The following is a 15,890-nucleotide window of genomic DNA, read 5'->3' as shown; positions in this document are numbered from 1 at the left end:
TCAGGGGGATGAATTGGCTCCAGTTTGCAATGTTTTCAAGCGCTTGGCCAGTTGTTCAATCTCACCGCGAAAGCTGGCCCAGCGGTTGGCGGGGAGTGCTTCGGCCTGCTGCCAGCGGCTGGGCACCGAATCGCGCAGTCGCTGCAGCAGCAGGGCCGCCTCCACCTGTTGGCGCGCCGCCTGCTCGAGCCAGGCGAGCCAGCGCAGATCCTCGATGCCCTGTTGCAGCAGCAGCAGATCGTAGGAGAGGCGATGAGCCTCGCAGGCCTGCGGGCCCAGCAGCAGAAAGTCGCTCTCGCGCCCGTCGGTGGGGTCGTAGGGCAGGGCGGTGGGCATGCGCCCGTGCCACTGCAGATAGCCCTTGGCCCCGCTCTGCCAGAGGTAGAAGCCGGCGGCACGCGGGGTGCCGAGGTTGTAAAACCAGGGGGCGGCCCCGGCGGCCCTCACCCGTTCCACATCGGCCTTGTCGGCGCCAAAGCCTGCGTTGATCAGGGCTATCTCCACCTCGCCAAGCAAGGGCGCCTGGGCGGGATGGTTGAAGTGACCGGCCCGCACCACGGCGGGGTCCCGCCGCTTCATCTCGCGGGCCATGGCTTGAATGGCGGGCAGGGCGCCGAGATCGGGCTCGTCAAACAGGCTCCAGGCCAGGGGGGGTAGCCCCTGGGCGCGAAAGGCCGCCTGGCGCTGCTGCCAGGCATCGAGCCGGCTGTTGGCGTCGCTGCCCCAGCGCTTGAGGGAGGCGTAGGCCAGCAGCGGCATGTGAAAACCAAGGCCGATGGCCTCCTCCTGGGTGGTGCGCATCCCGGCTTCATCCTGGGGCAGGGCGGGGGCCACGCCGCTTATCCCAAGCCCGGCAAGCCGCGTCAGATCGCAGCGACTGGCGGCCAGCTGGGCATTGACCAGCTCCGGGCCCTGGCCGAACCAGCCAAGGTAGGGGGGCGTGTCGAGGTAGATGCCGACCGGTTTGCTGGCGGCGGGCAGGATCAGGGGCAGCACCTCGACGTCCAATGGCAACTGCACCAGCTGCTGGTGGCTGAGCAGCTGGATATTGCCCTGATAGCGTCCCGCCGGTGCATCTCGCGGGATGGGAAGATGCAGCACCAGGCGCCTTGGCACCCGGCGCTTGAGGGTGAGCCCAGTCACCCCCTCCACCAGCTCCTGATCCGAGGGGAGCAGCAGGGTGCCGCTCGCCTGGGGGCGCACCAGATGCCACTGGCCGTGGTAGGGGGTCAGCGGCAGGGTGACGCCGTTGGCCGCCGGCGGCTGGATCACCAGCAGGGGAGCGGCGTCATCCTCGGGCGTCTCGATGACGAACTCCAGCAGCAGCTGGCTGCCTTGGGCGGCCAGTACGGGAGTGGCGGGGGGGGGCGGGCTGACCCTGGCACTCAAGGTAGGCTGCCCCGGCGCGATGGGGGTCAGGGTGAGGCGAGCGGGGGATTCTGGCAGAGAATAGGGGGCTAGGGCCCACTTCTCCGTAAAGAGCTGGCGCTGCTTGGCCAGCACCAGTCGGGTGGCTTCGGCCAGCGGGTGAGGGCTAGCCTTGGCGTCAGCCTGTTTGTCCGCTGCCGGATAGGGGGCCAGCAGCAGGCCGGCGAGAAATTTCGCATCCGGCGAGTTGCCCCCCAGGGTGAGGGTGAGCGGGCCGCCCGGGTGCTCGAGCACCAGGCTGACCGGCCCCCCCTGACGGGCACCAAACAGCAGCCAGGGGTCTGGATTGGGCAGCGCCTCCTGCTGCTGGCCGGCGAGATAGCGCTGGGCCAGCCACTCGCCCGGCTGCATCCGCTCGGCCCAGACCGGTTCGCCGTCGATCAGCACGCTGCGCTCGAGGGGGTGGGGCAGGTACTCCCACTCGCCCGGATCGTCGAGCCAGAGGGTGAGCTGGTAGCGCCCCTTGGGAACCTCCAGCCTGACGCCGTCGAGGTTGCGCAGCCCGTCGCGGATCAGCGCATCGCCGGAGGGGCGCAAGATGGGGCTGGGGTGGCCCAGCAGACGCGGATCCCCCGGCGCCAGGGACTCGAAACCGGTGAAGCGGGGGGCATCGCTTGCCCCCAGATCGAGGGCAATGGTGCCGGCGGGCAGGGTCAGCCCGGGGGACCAGTACCAGCGTGTCAGGGTGAGCGGCGCCGCCCCGTCAGCCATAAAGAGATAGAGCTTGGTGAGCTGGTCGAGGGCCAGGGTCCTGGGCTGGGCGGTGCGCCAGTCGCTTAACGAAAAGCGCAGGGTAAAAGGGCCCGGGGGGATGATCCGCTCCAGATTGACCCGGCTGCGGTAGTTGACCGAAGCGGCGTCATCGACCCGCAGGATCAGGGTCTGGGGGCTGGCCGCGGGATTGTGACCCTCGATCACCAGTTCATCATCCGCCCCGACGGCCCAAGGCAGGCGCTCGAAGGTGAGCCGCTGGGGCGTCTGCTCGCCGCTCAGTGGCAAGGGGGTGGGGCCATCAAGGCGGCTCGCCGCCAGCGCAGTGCTTCCTATTGCCAAACTTCCCATGGTCAAACAGAGGGCCGGCAGGCTGAGGGTGAGCAGGCCGAGTACTTGCAGCCAGAGCGTCTTGTGCAAACGCGCCCCCAGCCAGATCATCAGAGCAACCCCGCCAGCCAGTTTTTCAGCTCATCGGCCCTGTGATCCCAGCTCTGCTGCGCCACCGCCTGCTGGCGCTGCGCTTTTCCCTCGTGCCGGGTCAGCGCCTCCCACTCGTAGCGCTGAAACCAGTCCTGGGCGGGGGCGTCGAGGGCGGCGCGCTGGATGGCCTGGGCCAGGCTGTCGCCCGGGCGGGGCAGATGCACCAGCGCCCGATAGCCGTCCAGCGCCGGAAAATCTGTGCTGACCACGGGCCGGCCGGTCGCCAGATACTCGCGCAGTTTAAGCGGATTGCAGGCCCTGATCTGGGCGTTGTCGACGAAGGGCAGCAGGCTCACCTGCCAGTGCTGGGCGTAGGCGGCCAGGGTGTGGTGTGGCCTTGGGCCGAGCAGGTGCACGTTCGGCAATCCGGCGAGCGGGCTCAGGTCCGTCTGCCTAGGCCCTATCAGCACCAGATCCCAGTGGGGCAGGGCGCGGGCGGTGTCAGCCAGCAGGGGGACGTCTATCCAGTCGCTCAGGCTGCCGTAAAAACCGGCGATGGGGCGCCCGCTCGGCAGATCAGCCGGCCTGGGTTGGGGGGGCATAAAGAGCCCTAGATCCACCCCGTGGCTCAGCAGCCGGGTCTTATGGGGAGGAAAGCGGCTGGCCAGCGCCGGACTGGCGGCGAGGATAAGGTCTGCCTTTTCTACCAGCCTGGCCTCGCAGCGGGCGATGGCTGCGTGATCCACCCCCGCCAGGGCCGAGAAGTCGTCGCCGCAGTAGTAGATCACCGCCCGCTCGCCGAGCTTGCCTACCAGATCCACCGCGCTTGGCAGGGAGATCCAGAGCAGCGGCTTGTCGAGCTCGGGCAGCTGGCGGCGGATCTGGGCCGCCAGCCAGTGGCCGTTGATCCGCCCCGCCAGCGGGCTGCCGGGCAGGGGCAGCGCCAGCGGCGGCATCACCTGGGGGGTCGGCCCGCTCTGGATGGCGGCTGCCTGCGCCTTGCCCTTGGCCGGGCGGCGCAGCACGGCCCCCAGCTTGCGGCCGAGCCGGCCGAGGTCGCGCACGTTGAGGCGGGGGCGGCGCAGGCCGATGGAGTTGACCCAGAGCACCCGATAGTCCGGCAGCAGGCGCTTGATGAGGTGCTGGGTGCTGGAGGGGTGCTGACCCCAGTCTTCCCCCAGTACCACCAGTTGGGGCTGTGCGCTCGACGGTTTCATGGCTGTTTCTCCTCACTCAGGCGGCTGGCGGCACTCTCTGCCAGCGCGTCGCGGCAATCTTGCGCATCGAGGGCGCGCAGCACCCGGGCCGGCACCCCCGCGGCCAGCACCCCGGCGGGTAGGCTATGGGTCACGATACTGCCGGCGGCGACCACGGTGCCCGCGCCTATGGTCACCCCTGCCATCACCATGGCGCCGGTGCCGAGCCAGACGTCATTTTCGAGCACGATATCGCCGACCTGCTCGTCCCGATCCGGCAGTCCCCGGGCCCGCTCCTGGGCATCCAGCGGGTGGCCAGGGTAGCCCGCGAGAAAGGCGCGCCCTGCGATGCGCACGTTGTCGCCGAGCACCACCTGGCTGCCCACGGCGATGGTGGTCTGCCAGCCGATGCCGACGTTGTTACCAATCCTGAGTGCGGGCCCCTTGCTCGAGGGGCGGCCGCTGATGGTCATGGCGGCGCTGAGGCGACAATCCTCCCCCACCTCGATTGACACCGGGCCGCTGATAAAGGGGATGCCGCCATAGAGATAGAGGCGGGGGGCGGGGGCACGCAGGCGGGACTGGAACAGCGGCGTCCACCAGAGGGTGCGGGTCAGGGTGGCGAGTGTCTGGCTTGCCAGCCGGTAGAGACGATAGAGCAGGCCGTGCAGGGGCGGGATGAGCGGAAAGCTCCAGCTGCGGGCCCCCTTGGCAAGGCGCCACAGCAGGCGGGCCAGCGGCGTCTCTCCCTGCTTGGCCCAGGTTTTCATTCGGTACAGGCTGATGCTGTTCATGGTGTGCTCTCCCTTGGCTCTGCTGCCGTCATGGCCGACCTGCCACTGTCAGTAACTAGCCGGGATCTAGCAGGGATCGGGCCAACTGACGCTCAGCACGCTGCCGGCTCGCGCCGGCCGCCTGCCAGGGGGTTGGATGGCAAGGCGCTGTGCAAATTGCGCCGGCCGGGCTGCAAAACGCAAAAATCAGATTCATTTTGGGCCTGATGTGCGTTGCTGTGAAGGTCGAGAGCGCGACATGCAGGGCTGCACGGGGAATTGCACCGGCTGGCGTGCCCCTTGCATTGGCTGACCCCAGATGACCCAAGATCCGTTGCCTGGTGGCTGGGAGGCCCTATGAGACTCGGAGTAAACCAGATAGCCATGCTCTATTACGCCGCCGGCCTCTTGTTGATGAAGGGGATCTCCCTGCTGATGCTGCCGGTGCTGACCCATCTGCTGGCGCCCCGGGAGTATGGCCAGCTGGAGGTGCTCTTGACCATCATCAACCTGGGCTCCCTCATCCTGGGGTTCGGGCTGGTTGACGCCCTCTACCGCTTCGCCGGGATGGCGGCAGATGAGGGCGAGCGCAAGCAGGTGGTGGCGCGGGTGTTTGGCCTGGTCTGGATCATCGCCCTGGCCAGCCTGGTGCTGCTCTGGTGGCTGGCGCCCCTGGTGCAGCGACTGCTGCCAACCGAAACCCGCCTTGCCGATGTGCGCTGGGTGCTCAGCGCCCTGCCGTTCGAGGGGGTGATCGGGGTGCCGCTGGCCTGGCTGCGGATGCGCAATCAGGCCCGTCTCTTCTTCGTGGCCACCGCCGGCAAGGCGGTGATCCAGTCCCTGCTGACCGCCTGGTGGCTCTGGCTTGGCTGGGGCGTGAGCGGAGTGCTCGCCTCCGGCACCCTCACCTGTGTCGCGCTGGCGCTGCTGCTGAGCCTCTGGCAGTGGCGCGATGGCGGCATCCGCTTTGACTGGCAACACTACCGCCCTCTGCTGCGCTACGGCCTGCCGCTGGTGGTGAGCGGGCTGGCGGGCTTTGCCTTGAGCGGGCTGGATCGCTGGCTGTTGGCCGAGCACGTCGGCGAGGCGCTGCTGGCCTACTACGCGGTGGCGGGCAAGCTGGCGCTGGCGGTGGGACTCTTGCTGCAACCCTTCGCCCTCTGGTGGTATCCGCGCCGCTTCATGCTGCTCAAGGAGCCGGACGGCCTGCGCCTGAACGCCCACTACAGCGTGCTGGGCTCCGTGCTGGGGTTTGCCACCGCCGGGGTGGTGGGGCTCACCGCCCCCCTGCTCATTCGCTGGCTCACCCCGGAGAGTTACCACGGGGCCATCGCCTATATCCCGCTGCTGGTGCTGGGGATGGCGGTGCGCAACGTCTCTGACTTGCTCAATGTCGGCTGCTTCAGCGGCGAGGAGAGCAAGGCCCAGATGGTTATCAATCTGGGATGCAGTTTGCTCGGCGTCATTGGCTTTTTGCTCGCCATTCCGCACTTCGGGGTGGCCGGGGTGATCTGGACCCTGCTGCTGGTCTACCTGGTGCGCGCGCTCGCCTTCTATCTGGTGAGCCAGCGGTTGCTGCCCTTGCCGTACCGCCTCTCGGCGCTGTGGGCGAGCGGTGCCGGCTCCCTTGCCATGATGTGGCTCGGCCAGTGGTGGGCAGGGCAATGGGCCGCCTGAGCCACGCCCTCTGGGGGCTGACCGCCACCCTGCTGGTGGCCGGGCTCTGGTGGCGGCTGCCGCACCCGCTGCTGCTGCCGGTGCTGGGGCTGGCCATTCCCGCCATCTGGTTTGCCCTGCGCTGGCCGTTTCTGATGGTGCTGGGGTTCGTTACCTTCTCGTTTTTCCGCCTGCACGAGGTGTTTCCCCAGCTCTATCCCCTCAAGATCCCGCTGCTCTTCTCGCTGGCGGCCATCGGTGCCCTGGTTTGGCACACCCTGCTGACCGGCCGCATCAGGCCCTACTGGAGCCAGCCCCTCAGCTGGTTGACCGCCTTTTTCATCGTCGTCTCCATCGGGGTGCTGTTTGCCAGCAACCGGGGGGAGGCGATCGCCACCTGGACCGGCAGCTACAGCAAGATCTACCTGATGACGCTGGCCACCGCCTGGCTGGTGCGCAGGCCGGAGGATTTCGCCCTGGCGGTGCGGGCCTTCGTGGTGGCCGGCTGCATGGTGGCGCTGGTGGCGCTCTACAACAAGAGCAGCGGCATCGGGCTGGTGGAGGGGACCCGGGTCACTATAGGGCGCGAGCTCGGCTCTGTGCTGGGGGATCCCAACGATCTGGCGCTGGTGCTGTTGTTTCCCGCCGGCTTCTCCTTGAGCCTGCTGCTCAACCAGAACGGCCTGGCCGGGCGCATCCTGGGGGCGGTGGGGTTCGTGCTGGTGGCTGCCGCCATCATCGCCACTCAGAGCCGCGGCGGCCTGCTCGGGATCTGCGCGGTGAGCGGCATTTTTGCCTGGCAGCGGGTGCAGTCGAAAACCGTGCTGATCCTGTGCGGCACCCTGGCGCTGCTGGTGCTGTTTGCCGCCGCCGGGATAAGCGACAGGGCCTCTGGCGGGGCGGCGGAGAGCGGGGTGGATGCCTCGGCCATGGGGCGGCTGTATGCCTGGCAGGCCGCCTGGGGCATGGCGCTGGCCCATCCGCTCATCGGGGTGGGGCTCTCCAATTTCTACTACAACTACTTCTTCTACAGCCCCCACTGGGACGGCCTCAACCACGCGGTGCACTCCACCTGGTTCGGGGTGCTGGCGGAGACCGGCTTCGTGGGGCTGACCCTGTTTGTCGGCATGGTGGCGGTGACCCTTTACCGGGCCTGGCACTGCCGCCTGGATGGCATGCCTCCTGCAGTAGTCACTGCCATGCAGGGGGTGATGGCGAGCATGGTGGGGTTCGTCATCTCGGGATCCTTCCTGACCCAGGGCTTTACCTGGCCCATCTATCTGGAGCTGTCGCTGGCGGTGGCAGCCATCAAATATGTCCGGCAGGCCAGAGAAACGGAAATGGCCATGGCCGAGACGGAGCGGGATAAACCAAACAAGGGAGCTGAGTCATGAGCGCAACCCCCATTTTGCTGGTGCATTACGGCGAGAACTGGATCCGTGGCAGCGAGCGCTGCCTGCTGGATCTGCTGGCCCACCTGGATCGCAGCCGTTTTGCCCCCCTGCTCTGGTGCAACAGCCAGCAGCTGGCAGAGGAGGCCGCCCTGCTCGGGGTGAAGGCGGTGGTCGAGCCCTTTGCCCTGCTGCTGGGCTGGCAGGCTCCCCGCTTCGATCTGGCCGCCCATCGGGCCCTGTGCCAGCGGGCGCAGGCGCTGATAAGCGAGCATGGCATCACCCTGGTGCACGCCAACAGCGCCGCCCCCTGCCAGTGGCTGGCCGGGGTGTGCCGCAAGATGAAGGTGCCGCTGGTGTGCCATCTGCACGCCCGTTATCAGCCCAGAGACAGGTTTACCCTCCGGGTGCATCAGGCCAACGTGCTGATCGGGGTGAGCCAGCCGGTGCTGGCCCCCTGGCGGGAGGATGGCTGCGAGCACAGACGGCTGGTTCACATCGCCAACGGGGTGGATGGGGTGCGGCTCAATCGTGACGCGCCTTGGCCCGTCAGCAGCCTGCCCGGGCTGCCGGCGGGGGAGCTGATCCTGGCCACCATAGGGTCGCTGATCAAGCGCAAGGGGGTGGACCTGCTGATCCGCTCCCTGGCAGAGCTCTGCGCTCAGGGGGGCAAGGCGCAGCTGCTGGTGATTGGCAGCGGCCCCGAACTGGCCGCGCTCACGGCATTGGCCGCTGAGCTGGGAGTGGCCGAGCGGGTGCACTTTCTCGGCGAGCGGCCTGACAGCGCCGCCATCCTGCGCGGCGGGGTGGATCTGCTGGTCTCCGGTGCCCGCGAGGAGGTATTCGGCCTGACCTTGGCCGAGGCGGGCACCCTGGGGCTGCCAGTCAGTGCCTATCGGGTGGGGGGGATCCCCGAGGTGGTGGAACACACGGTGACGGGCCTTCTGGCCGACCCTGGTGATTGGCGCCAGATGGCTGCCCATTGGCAGCGGCTGGGCGATGCCGGATTGCGCTACCGGCTGGGGCGGGCGGGGCAATTGCGCGCCAGCCAGCTGTTCACGGTCAAACGCTATGTGGAGAAGGTGAGCGAGCTCTGGTCGGCGGCGCTGGCAGGGCGCTGGGACAATCCCGAGCTCCCCCCCTATGGGCGCATGGTGCGCTGGCTCGGTCAGCGGCTGCTGGCCAGGGTGGGTCTGGCAGGGGAAGGGGGGCTGCTTGGCGGGCGCAGGGCGGCGATCGGGTCGGATGAAGGAGCACCATCATGAAGCCGCACCATGAGTCGACTGCTGGCAAGGCCGGGCAGGGGGAGACGCTGCTGGTGGTGGATCCCATCTCTTTTCGCGGCGGCTCCAAGGTGGCCACCGAGGTGATCCTGGCGGGGTTGGCCGACCGCCAGCCGGCCCTGGCGCTGCATGTCCTGACGCCGGACGTGGACTCCTGGCCCGGGTGTCGTCACCATTCGCTCTGGGTGCCCACCCTGCTGCGGGGGCGCGAGTCGGGCTTGGGGTATCTGCTCAAGCAGGGGTGGCAGAGCCTGATGATCCTCTGGCTGATATGGCGGCTGGGGGAGGTGCGCGGCCTGCTGGCGGCCTCCGGCCCCGGGGTGGATCTCTGCTGCTACTGGGCCGCCCGGATCGCGGGGATCCCGGTGGTGCAGCTTATTCACGGCCCGGTGGGCTGCTCCGGCATGTCGGCAAGGGCCCTGTGGCGCGCCAGCCAGGTCTTCTATCTGGAGGCCGCCCGCCCTTCGCTCTCGGCCCTGATTGCCCGCCTTGGCGAGTGCGACTTTCCGCCCCGCTGGCAGCCCTTCATCAACGGGCTGTGCGAGGCGAGCTGGCCCACGGCCACGACCGGCGGATCCGGCATCTTGTGGGCCGCCTCCTTGCTCAAGTGGAAAGGGCTGGAGACCATGCTGGCGGCGCATCAGCAGCTTGCCGAGCCCCGTGCGCCGCTGACCGTCTGCTATCTGCAACCACGCAACATACTGCAACCTTGCAGCGAACCCAGGCCAGATCTGCCCGATACCCGCTGGCATGAAAACCCCGGCAACCTTGACGAGATCAGGGCCGGCTGCGGCATCTTCGTCTCCACCAGCCATCAGGAGCCCTTTGGTCTCTCCATCCTGGAGGCCATGGCCGCTGGCCTGTGCGTGGTGATCCCGGCGGATGGGGCCTGGTGGGATCGCCACCTGACCGACGGGGTGAACTGCCGCAAATATCAGCCTGACAGCGCCGATGAACTGGCGGGCGTGCTGGCGGCGCTGCAGGAGGCCCCTGTTGTGGCCATGGCCATAGGGGACAATGCCAGGTTGCATGCGGCGGTGCATTACAAGGCGAGCGAGACGGGCAGAGAGATGGTGGCGGGGTTGGCAAGACTGCTTGAGCGGGCCGAGCCTGAGTGCGCCGCGAAGCGCCCTGGCCCGGCGCTGTAGCGGCGCGTCACTCCCAGCATCGCGGCCTTGCCCGGGCCTTGACCTTATGGCAGGTCCGGCTCGCTCATGCTGGCGACTGTCTGCCAGAAGGCGTCGATCAGCGGCCCCTTGCTGTGGGGCGGGCGGATAAGGCCTATGGTCCAGCAGGCTTCCCCCTCGGTCAGCGGCAGGGTCAGCACGTCCGGGTGCTCGATGGTGGTGGAGGAGGGCACCAGGGTCCCGCGAAAACGCAGCCCGCTCTGGGCCAGGTAGTGCATCAGGTGATCGTAAAACGAGGGGGCCTTGTCCCGGCGCAGGATCGCCAGCGGCCTGTCCACCAGATCAGCCAGCTTGCTCACGCCGGCGTAACTGGCCGGCAGCACGGCGACAAAATGGGCCCGCACCACCGGCAGACACGGCCACCCCTTGGGGGCGGGCAGACGGCAGAAGCCGAGATCCAGCTTGCCCTCGCTCAGTGCCAGCAACTGATGGTGGGTGGAGAGATCGTTGAGCTCTATGGTCACCTGGGGGCGTTCGGCCCGAAATTGCGCGATGGCGGCGGGCACCAGCAGCTTGGTGGCGACCCCGAAGCCGATGCGCAGGGTGCCGCTGTTGCCAGCCAGCACGTCGCGGGCGCTGCGTGCTAGCTGCTCGCTGGCGGCCACCAGGGCGCGGGCATCCTCATAGAGGGCGCGCCCCAGCACGGTGAGACGGGTGCTGCTGGCATTGCGCTCGAACAGCTCGCCGCCAAATTCCTCTTCCAGCCGGCGGATCTGCTTGCTCAGCGCCGACTGGGTGACGTGCTGGCGCACCGCCGCCTGACCGAAGTGCAATACCTCCCCCAGGGTGACGAAGGCCTTCAGATCCCGCAGCTCCATGTCGACTCCTGTGATTCCTGTTTGGAATGTTGAATGGTTAAATTTGTCATTGGACGGAATTTTAGAACTGTTCGATGCTAATGCCAATTCCATTGGGCACCGCCAGTCGGTGCGATCAAGGTGGCCAGCGCCACAGCCGCAGAAGGAGCAACCCCAGATGCATCACCACAAGTTCAACGACTTCCCGCAAGATTTTCTGTGGGGCGCCGCCTCCGCCGCCTATCAGGTGGAAGGGGGCTGGGACGCCGATGGCAAGGGGCCCTCGGTGTGGGATCTGTTCACCAAGCTGCCGGGCAAGACCTTTGAGGGGAGCAACGGCGACGTGGCGGTGGATCACTACCACCGCATGGAGGAGGACGTGGCGCTGATGGCCGAGATGGGGCTCAAGGCCTATCGCTTCTCGGTGAGCTGGCCGCGCATCTACCCGACCGGCCGTGGCGAGGTGAACGAGGCGGGGCTCGCCTTCTATGAAAAACTCATCGATACCCTGTTGGCCCACCAGATTGAACCGGTGCTCACCCTCTATCACTGGGACCTGCCCCAGGCGCTGCAGGACGAATACGGCGGCTGGGAAGACAGACGGATCATCGCCGATTTCGAGCGCTACTGCGTGACCCTCTATCAGCGCTTTGCCGGCAAGGTGAAGTACTGGGTGTCGCTCAACGAGCAGAACTACAACCTGACCAACGCCTATCAGCTCGGCACCCATCCGCCCGCAGTGCAGGACCGCAAGCGCTTCTTCGCCGCCAACCACATCGCGTTTCTGGCCAACGCCCAGGTCATCAAGGCGTTTCGCCAGCACGTGCCGGGGGGGCTGATCGGCCCAAGCTTTGCCTATTCTCCCGCCTATCCGGCCTCGTGCGACCCCAAAGACATGCTGGCGTTTGAAAACGCTGAGGAGTTCACCAACCTCTGGTGGCTGGATGCCTACTGCTTCGGCCGCTACCCCCAGGCGGCGCTCGCCTACCTGCGGGAGACCGGCGAGGCGCCCCAGATCCTGCCGGGCGATCTCGAGCTGTTGCGTGAAGGGACCCCCGACTACATCGGCGTCAACTACTACTACACCCTGACCTATACCGACAACCCCCTCGGCGGCCAGACGATGCAGCGCATCAACACCACGGGCAAGAAGGGCACTACGCCGCCAAGCGGCATTCCCGGCCTCTACAAGACGGCCCCCAACCCGCACCTGGAGACCAGCAACTGGGACTGGGCCATCGACCCGACCGGGATGCGCATCGCCCTGCGCCGGCTCTCCTCCCGCTACGGTCTGCCGCTGATGATCACCGAGAACGGCCTCGGCGAGTTCGACAAGCTGGCGGCAGGGGACAGGGTGCACGACGACTACCGCATCGACTATCTGCGCAGTCACGTCAAGGCGTGCCAGGAGGCGCTGCAGGACGGGGTGGAGCTGCTGGGTTATTGCGCCTGGTCGTTCACCGACATCCTGAGCTGGCTCAACGGCTACCAGAAGCGCTACGGCTTCGTCTATGTTGAGCGGGACGAGCAGGGCGGCTCCCTGCGCCGCCTCAAGAAGGACAGCTTCTACTGGTACCAGACGGTGATAAGCTCGGGCGGCAAGACACTGTAACCAAATCCATCCCCTCGACGGGCCCCGCCAACTGGCGGGGCCCGTTTTTTTGTCCGTCTGCCGGGCCGACCCGCGTCGCATCCAAGCATGGCACTTGCCGGATTGATCTAACTCATCTTTTTGTCAATTAGCGTGTGCGGATGGCGGCTGCAAACCGGCGGGAGGGGCAATCTGGTTTAGATTCAATATGTTTACGCGGCCCCGAAGAGGGATCTATCACCTTGGCAGAGGTGGAAGCGCATCATGCACCACAACAGCTCTCATCCCCGCTGCGGCGGGCTGGTTGCCCAGCAGGTTGATCTGCGCCAGCTGGTATACGCCCTGTCGGCGTCGCTGGATCTGGTCGGCATCGGTGATGTGGCACACGGCAAGCGGGTCGGCATCATGGCCGCCGAGTGTGGCAAGGCTCTGGGGGCCGGTGAGAGCGAGCAGGCCTGTCTGTTCGAGCTGGGGGTGCTGCACGACATCGGCGTCTCCTCCACCTTCATCCACAGCCATCTGGTCAGCGAGTTTGACTGGGAGTCTTCCCAGCGTCATTGCGAGGTCGGTTACGATCTGCTCAAGGATTTCCCGCCGCTGGCCCCGCTGGCGGAGCCCATCCGCTATCACCACACCCACTGGCATCAACTTGTTCGGCAGCAGGGGGTGACGGCCACGGTGCGGCGCCAGGCCAACCTCATCTTTCTGGTCGACCGGGTCGATGCCCTGGCGGCCCCGCATTATGGGGACGGCTCCCTGCTGATGCACACCCAGGAGATCCGGCAGCGGATCGAGGCGTGCGCCGGCGAGTTCTTCGACCCCGAGCTGGTGGCTGCCTTTTTGCGGGCCTCTCTGCCGGAGGCGTTCTGGCTGCAGCTGGAGGGGCGCGCCATCACCGACTACATGCGCGGCATGCTGAGCGAGCGGGAGCCCTGCCTCACCAGCAACGGCGAGCTTAAGCAGCTGGCGCGCATCTTTTCGGCCATCGTCGATGCCAAGAGCCCCTTCACCGTGGCCCACTCCCTCGGGGTGGCCAGGCTGGCGCGGCGGCTGGCCCAATGGATGGGGATTGAGGAGGGACGCTGCGAGCAGCTGGAGATCGCCGGGCTGCTGCACGATCTCGGCAAGCTGCGGGTACCCGACGAGATCCTCGACAAGGCGGGAAAACTCGATGAGCGGGAGCGGGCCATCATCAACACCCACAGCTTTGAAACCTATCAGATTTTGCGCCACATCGACGGCTTCGAGGAGATTGCCCTGTGGGCCTCCTATCATCACGAGGAGCCCAATGGCTGCGGCTACCCCTTCCACCTGACCGCCGAGGCGATGCCGCTGGAGGCGAGGATCCTGCGGGTGGCCGACATCTTCCAGGCGATGGTGCAGCACAGACCCTACCGGGCGGGGCTGAGCGCCGACGCGGCGCTCGGCTTCTTGCAACAGCTGGCGAGCCAGGGGCGGGTCGATGTCGACGCCGTGGTTACCCTGGCGGCGCACCTGCCCGAGGCTCACCAGGCCGCCAGCGGTCAGACCCAGGCGGCCTAGAGAGATCTCGGCGTCGGTGAGCGGACGCCTTAGAGGAACATGCCGCCGGAGGCCTCGATACGCTGGGCATTGATCCAGCGGCTGTCGGGGGAGAGCAGGGCGGCGATGACGCCGCCGATGTCCTCCGGCTGGCCCACCCGGCCCAGCGCCGTCTGGCTGGCGATGAAATCGTTGACCGCCTGATTGTCCCGCACCACACCCCCGCCAAAATCGGTCTCGATGGCCCCCGGCGCCACCACGTTGACGGCGATGCCACGCGGCCCCAGCTCCTTGGCCAGATAGCGGGTCAGCACCTCGACCCCTCCCTTCATGGCCGCATAGGCGGCATAACCGGGCAGCGCGAAGCGGGTCAGCCCGCTCGACAGGTTGAGGATGCGCCCGCCATCGCGCAGAAGCGGCAGCAACTGCTGGGTCAGAAAGAAGACCCCCTTGAGGTGAATGTTGAACAGGGTGTCGAACTGCTGCTCGCTGGTCTGCTCGATGCTGGCGTGAATGCCGATGCCGGCGTTGTTGACCAGAAAATCGAACCGATCCCGCTGCCACGCGCCCAGCTGCTCGCGCACCTGGCTGGCGAAGGCGGCAAAGCTGCTGCTGTCGGCCACATCGAGGGGCAGGGCATGGGCCCTGACGCCGAGGGCAGTCGCCTCGGCCACCACGGCCGCCGCCTCTTCGGCCTGACTGCGATAGGTGATGATGAGGTCGACGCCGCGGGCGGCGAGGGCCAACGCCGCCTGTTTGCCAAGGCCGCGGCTGGCGCCGGTGATGAGTGCGATGGGATGGGTCATGAGAGGACTCCTGTCTGTGGTCATGGGCTCGGGATGAGCCGGTGTGATCACTCTATTGCCCGTTGTTGATTGGATAAATAAGGCGATAATGAATGCACTGTTCCGATTAGCGAGACAATGGCGCCATGGATCAACTGGATGCGATGAGGATGTTTGTACGGGTGGCGGAGCTGGAGAGCTTTACCCGCAGTGCCGAACAGTTAGGAGTCCCCAAGGCGACGCTCTCGGCGGCCATCCGCCGGCTGGAGGAGCAGATGGGCACCCGCTTGCTGCAGCGCACCACCCGGCGGGTGCAGCTGACCACGGATGGCCGGCTCTGTTATGCCCGTTGTCAGGATCTGCTGGCGGACATGGAGGAGTTCAACGGGCTGTTTCGCCAGCAGGGGCAGCTGAGCGGCCAGCTGCGGGTGGACATGCCGGGCCGGATGGCCCGCCATCTGGTGATGCCGGCGCTGCCCGCCTTTCTGGCGGCGCATCCCGCCTTGCAGTTGATGTTGAGCAGCACGGACCGGCGGGTCGACCTGGTGCGAGAGGGGTTTGACTGCGTGATCCGGGTCGGGGCGCTTGAGCCCTCCAGCCTGGTGGCGCGCCCCCTCGGCCACTATCGCCAGATCAACTGCGCCAGCGCCGCCTACCTGGCCCGCTACGGGACGCCCCGCAGCCTGAGCGAGCTGAGCGGCCATCGGCTGGTGCACTACGGCAGCAGCAGCGGGCCCAGAGAGAGCGGTTTCGAGTATCTGCAGGCGGATGGCTCGCGCGCCGTGCTGGCGATGAGCGGGGCGCTCACGGTGAACGACAGCGAATCCTATCTGGCGGCGGCGCTGGCCGGGCTTGGCATCATCCAGCAGCCGCGAGTCGGGGTAGAGCCACTGCTGGCCAGCGGCGAGCTGGTGGCCATCCTGCCAAAGTGGCAGGCGCCGCCGCTGCCCATTCACGCCCTCTATGCCCATCGCCGTCAGCTGGCCCCCCGGGTGCAGGCCTTCATTCAGTGGTTGAGCGGCATCCTGGCGTCAGCGCTGGGCCCTGACGGCCCGCGCGATGGCCTGGCGACGCGGGCAGGGATGGACGCAGCCGATTGATGGCTTGACGCTAATCCCCACCTGCGGCGGGTCTCTCTATGGCTGCCA

General features: G+C 67.2%; 12 protein-coding genes. 7 read left to right on the top strand and 5 right to left on the bottom strand.

Annotated elements, in window-relative coordinates; genetic code table 11:
• Genes ACB031_RS02765 through ACB031_RS02755 form a run of 3 tightly spaced genes read right to left on the bottom strand, consistent with a single transcriptional unit; the run spans position 1 to position 4,552 of the window.
• Entirely contained in the window at positions 1-2,580 is a 2,580-nt protein-coding gene (locus ACB031_RS02765; RefSeq protein ID WP_371138945.1) for a hypothetical protein, read from the bottom strand.
• Positions 2,580-3,779 carry a glycosyltransferase gene (locus ACB031_RS02760; protein WP_371138944.1) on the bottom strand — a complete coding sequence of 400 codons (1,200 nt, stop codon included), beginning with the start codon at positions 3,777-3,779 and terminating at the stop codon, positions 2,580-2,582. The genes ACB031_RS02765 and ACB031_RS02760 overlap by 1 nt, the downstream gene beginning before the upstream one ends.
• Positions 3,776-4,552, bottom strand: a complete 777-nt coding sequence (locus ACB031_RS02755; RefSeq protein ID WP_258119423.1) for a DapH/DapD/GlmU-related protein — start codon at positions 4,550-4,552, stop codon at positions 3,776-3,778. The genes ACB031_RS02760 and ACB031_RS02755 overlap by 4 nt, the downstream gene beginning before the upstream one ends.
• Before the next feature lie 336 nt (positions 4,553-4,888).
• On the opposite strand from ACB031_RS02755, the gene ACB031_RS02750 reads away from it, so the two are divergent.
• The 4 genes from ACB031_RS02750 to ACB031_RS02735 are packed head-to-tail and all read left to right on the top strand — an operon-like array spanning position 4,889 to position 10,009.
• Positions 4,889-6,208 carry a lipopolysaccharide biosynthesis protein gene (locus tag ACB031_RS02750; RefSeq protein ID WP_042889002.1) on the top strand — a complete coding sequence of 440 codons (1,320 nt, stop codon included), beginning with the start codon at positions 4,889-4,891 and terminating at the stop codon, positions 6,206-6,208.
• Positions 6,196-7,581 carry an O-antigen ligase family protein gene (locus ACB031_RS02745; RefSeq protein ID WP_010633849.1) on the top strand — a complete coding sequence of 462 codons (1,386 nt, stop codon included), beginning with the start codon at positions 6,196-6,198 and terminating at the stop codon, positions 7,579-7,581. The genes ACB031_RS02750 and ACB031_RS02745 overlap by 13 nt, the downstream gene beginning before the upstream one ends.
• Positions 7,578-8,843: a glycosyltransferase family 4 protein gene (locus ACB031_RS02740; RefSeq protein ID WP_371138943.1), complete on the top strand. Its 1,266-nt coding sequence runs from the start codon at positions 7,578-7,580 to the stop codon at positions 8,841-8,843. The genes ACB031_RS02745 and ACB031_RS02740 overlap by 4 nt, the downstream gene beginning before the upstream one ends.
• Positions 8,840-10,009, top strand: a complete 1,170-nt coding sequence (locus tag ACB031_RS02735) for a glycosyltransferase family 4 protein (RefSeq protein ID WP_371138942.1) — start codon at positions 8,840-8,842, stop codon at positions 10,007-10,009. Before ACB031_RS02740 ends, ACB031_RS02735 begins: the two co-directional genes overlap by 4 nt.
• 44 nt (positions 10,010-10,053) lie before the next feature.
• Here ACB031_RS02735 and ACB031_RS02730 read toward each other — a convergent pair whose 3' ends face one another.
• On the bottom strand, positions 10,054-10,866 hold the full coding sequence (locus ACB031_RS02730; protein WP_371138941.1) for a LysR family transcriptional regulator: 813 nt from the start codon (positions 10,864-10,866) through the stop codon (positions 10,054-10,056).
• Positions 10,867-11,023: 157 nt separating this feature from the next.
• Between ACB031_RS02730 and ACB031_RS02725 the strand changes: the two genes are divergently transcribed.
• Both ACB031_RS02725 and ACB031_RS02720 read left to right on the top strand, forming a co-directional pair.
• The gene (locus ACB031_RS02725; protein ID WP_371138940.1) at positions 11,024-12,457 is read left to right on the top strand and encodes a glycoside hydrolase family 1 protein; all 1,434 of its coding nucleotides are present in this window, start codon (positions 11,024-11,026) and stop codon (positions 12,455-12,457) included.
• A 243-nt stretch (positions 12,458-12,700) separates the two neighbouring features.
• On the top strand, positions 12,701-13,978 hold the full coding sequence (locus ACB031_RS02720) for an HD-GYP domain-containing protein (protein WP_371138939.1): 1,278 nt from the start codon (positions 12,701-12,703) through the stop codon (positions 13,976-13,978).
• Between the two features lie 29 nt (positions 13,979-14,007).
• Here ACB031_RS02720 and ACB031_RS02715 read toward each other — a convergent pair whose 3' ends face one another.
• Positions 14,008-14,763, bottom strand: coding sequence for an SDR family NAD(P)-dependent oxidoreductase (locus ACB031_RS02715; protein ID WP_010633855.1), 756 nt, complete (start codon positions 14,761-14,763; stop codon positions 14,008-14,010).
• Between the two features lie 125 nt (positions 14,764-14,888).
• Between ACB031_RS02715 and ACB031_RS02710 the strand changes: the two genes are divergently transcribed.
• Positions 14,889-15,842, top strand: a complete 954-nt coding sequence (locus ACB031_RS02710) for a LysR family transcriptional regulator (RefSeq protein ID WP_017764366.1) — start codon at positions 14,889-14,891, stop codon at positions 15,840-15,842.
• The last annotated feature ends 48 nt before the right edge of the window (positions 15,843-15,890 follow it).

Source organism: Aeromonas sp. S8(2024) (genome assembly GCF_041403085.1).
Lineage (GTDB): Bacteria > Pseudomonadota > Gammaproteobacteria > Enterobacterales > Aeromonadaceae > Aeromonas > Aeromonas dhakensis.
The sequence above is the reverse complement of the archived record's forward strand: the minus strand, read 5'-3'. Positions and strand labels throughout refer to the sequence as shown.

What these genes read in the sequence shown, in the direction of transcription:
- ACB031_RS02765 (WP_371138945.1), bottom strand. Translation starts at nt 2,580, where the DNA reads ATGATCTGGCTGGGGGCGCGTTTGCACAAGACGCTCTGGCTGCAAGTA.
- ACB031_RS02760 (WP_371138944.1), bottom strand. Translation starts at nt 3,779, where the DNA reads ATGAAACCGTCGAGCGCACAGCCCCAACTGGTGGTACTGGGGGAAGAC.
- ACB031_RS02755 (WP_258119423.1), bottom strand. Translation starts at nt 4,552, where the DNA reads ATGAACAGCATCAGCCTGTACCGAATGAAAACCTGGGCCAAGCAGGGA.
- ACB031_RS02750 (WP_042889002.1), top strand. Translation starts at nt 4,889, where the DNA reads ATGAGACTCGGAGTAAACCAGATAGCCATGCTCTATTACGCCGCCGGC.
- ACB031_RS02745 (WP_010633849.1), top strand. Translation starts at nt 6,196, where the DNA reads ATGGGCCGCCTGAGCCACGCCCTCTGGGGGCTGACCGCCACCCTGCTG.
- ACB031_RS02740 (WP_371138943.1), top strand. Translation starts at nt 7,578, where the DNA reads ATGAGCGCAACCCCCATTTTGCTGGTGCATTACGGCGAGAACTGGATC.
- ACB031_RS02735 (WP_371138942.1), top strand. Translation starts at nt 8,840, where the DNA reads ATGAAGCCGCACCATGAGTCGACTGCTGGCAAGGCCGGGCAGGGGGAG.
- ACB031_RS02730 (WP_371138941.1), bottom strand. Translation starts at nt 10,866, where the DNA reads ATGGAGCTGCGGGATCTGAAGGCCTTCGTCACCCTGGGGGAGGTATTG.
- ACB031_RS02725 (WP_371138940.1), top strand. Translation starts at nt 11,024, where the DNA reads ATGCATCACCACAAGTTCAACGACTTCCCGCAAGATTTTCTGTGGGGC.
- ACB031_RS02720 (WP_371138939.1), top strand. Translation starts at nt 12,701, where the DNA reads ATGCACCACAACAGCTCTCATCCCCGCTGCGGCGGGCTGGTTGCCCAG.
- ACB031_RS02715 (WP_010633855.1), bottom strand. Translation starts at nt 14,763, where the DNA reads ATGACCCATCCCATCGCACTCATCACCGGCGCCAGCCGCGGCCTTGGC.
- ACB031_RS02710 (WP_017764366.1), top strand. Translation starts at nt 14,889, where the DNA reads ATGGATCAACTGGATGCGATGAGGATGTTTGTACGGGTGGCGGAGCTG.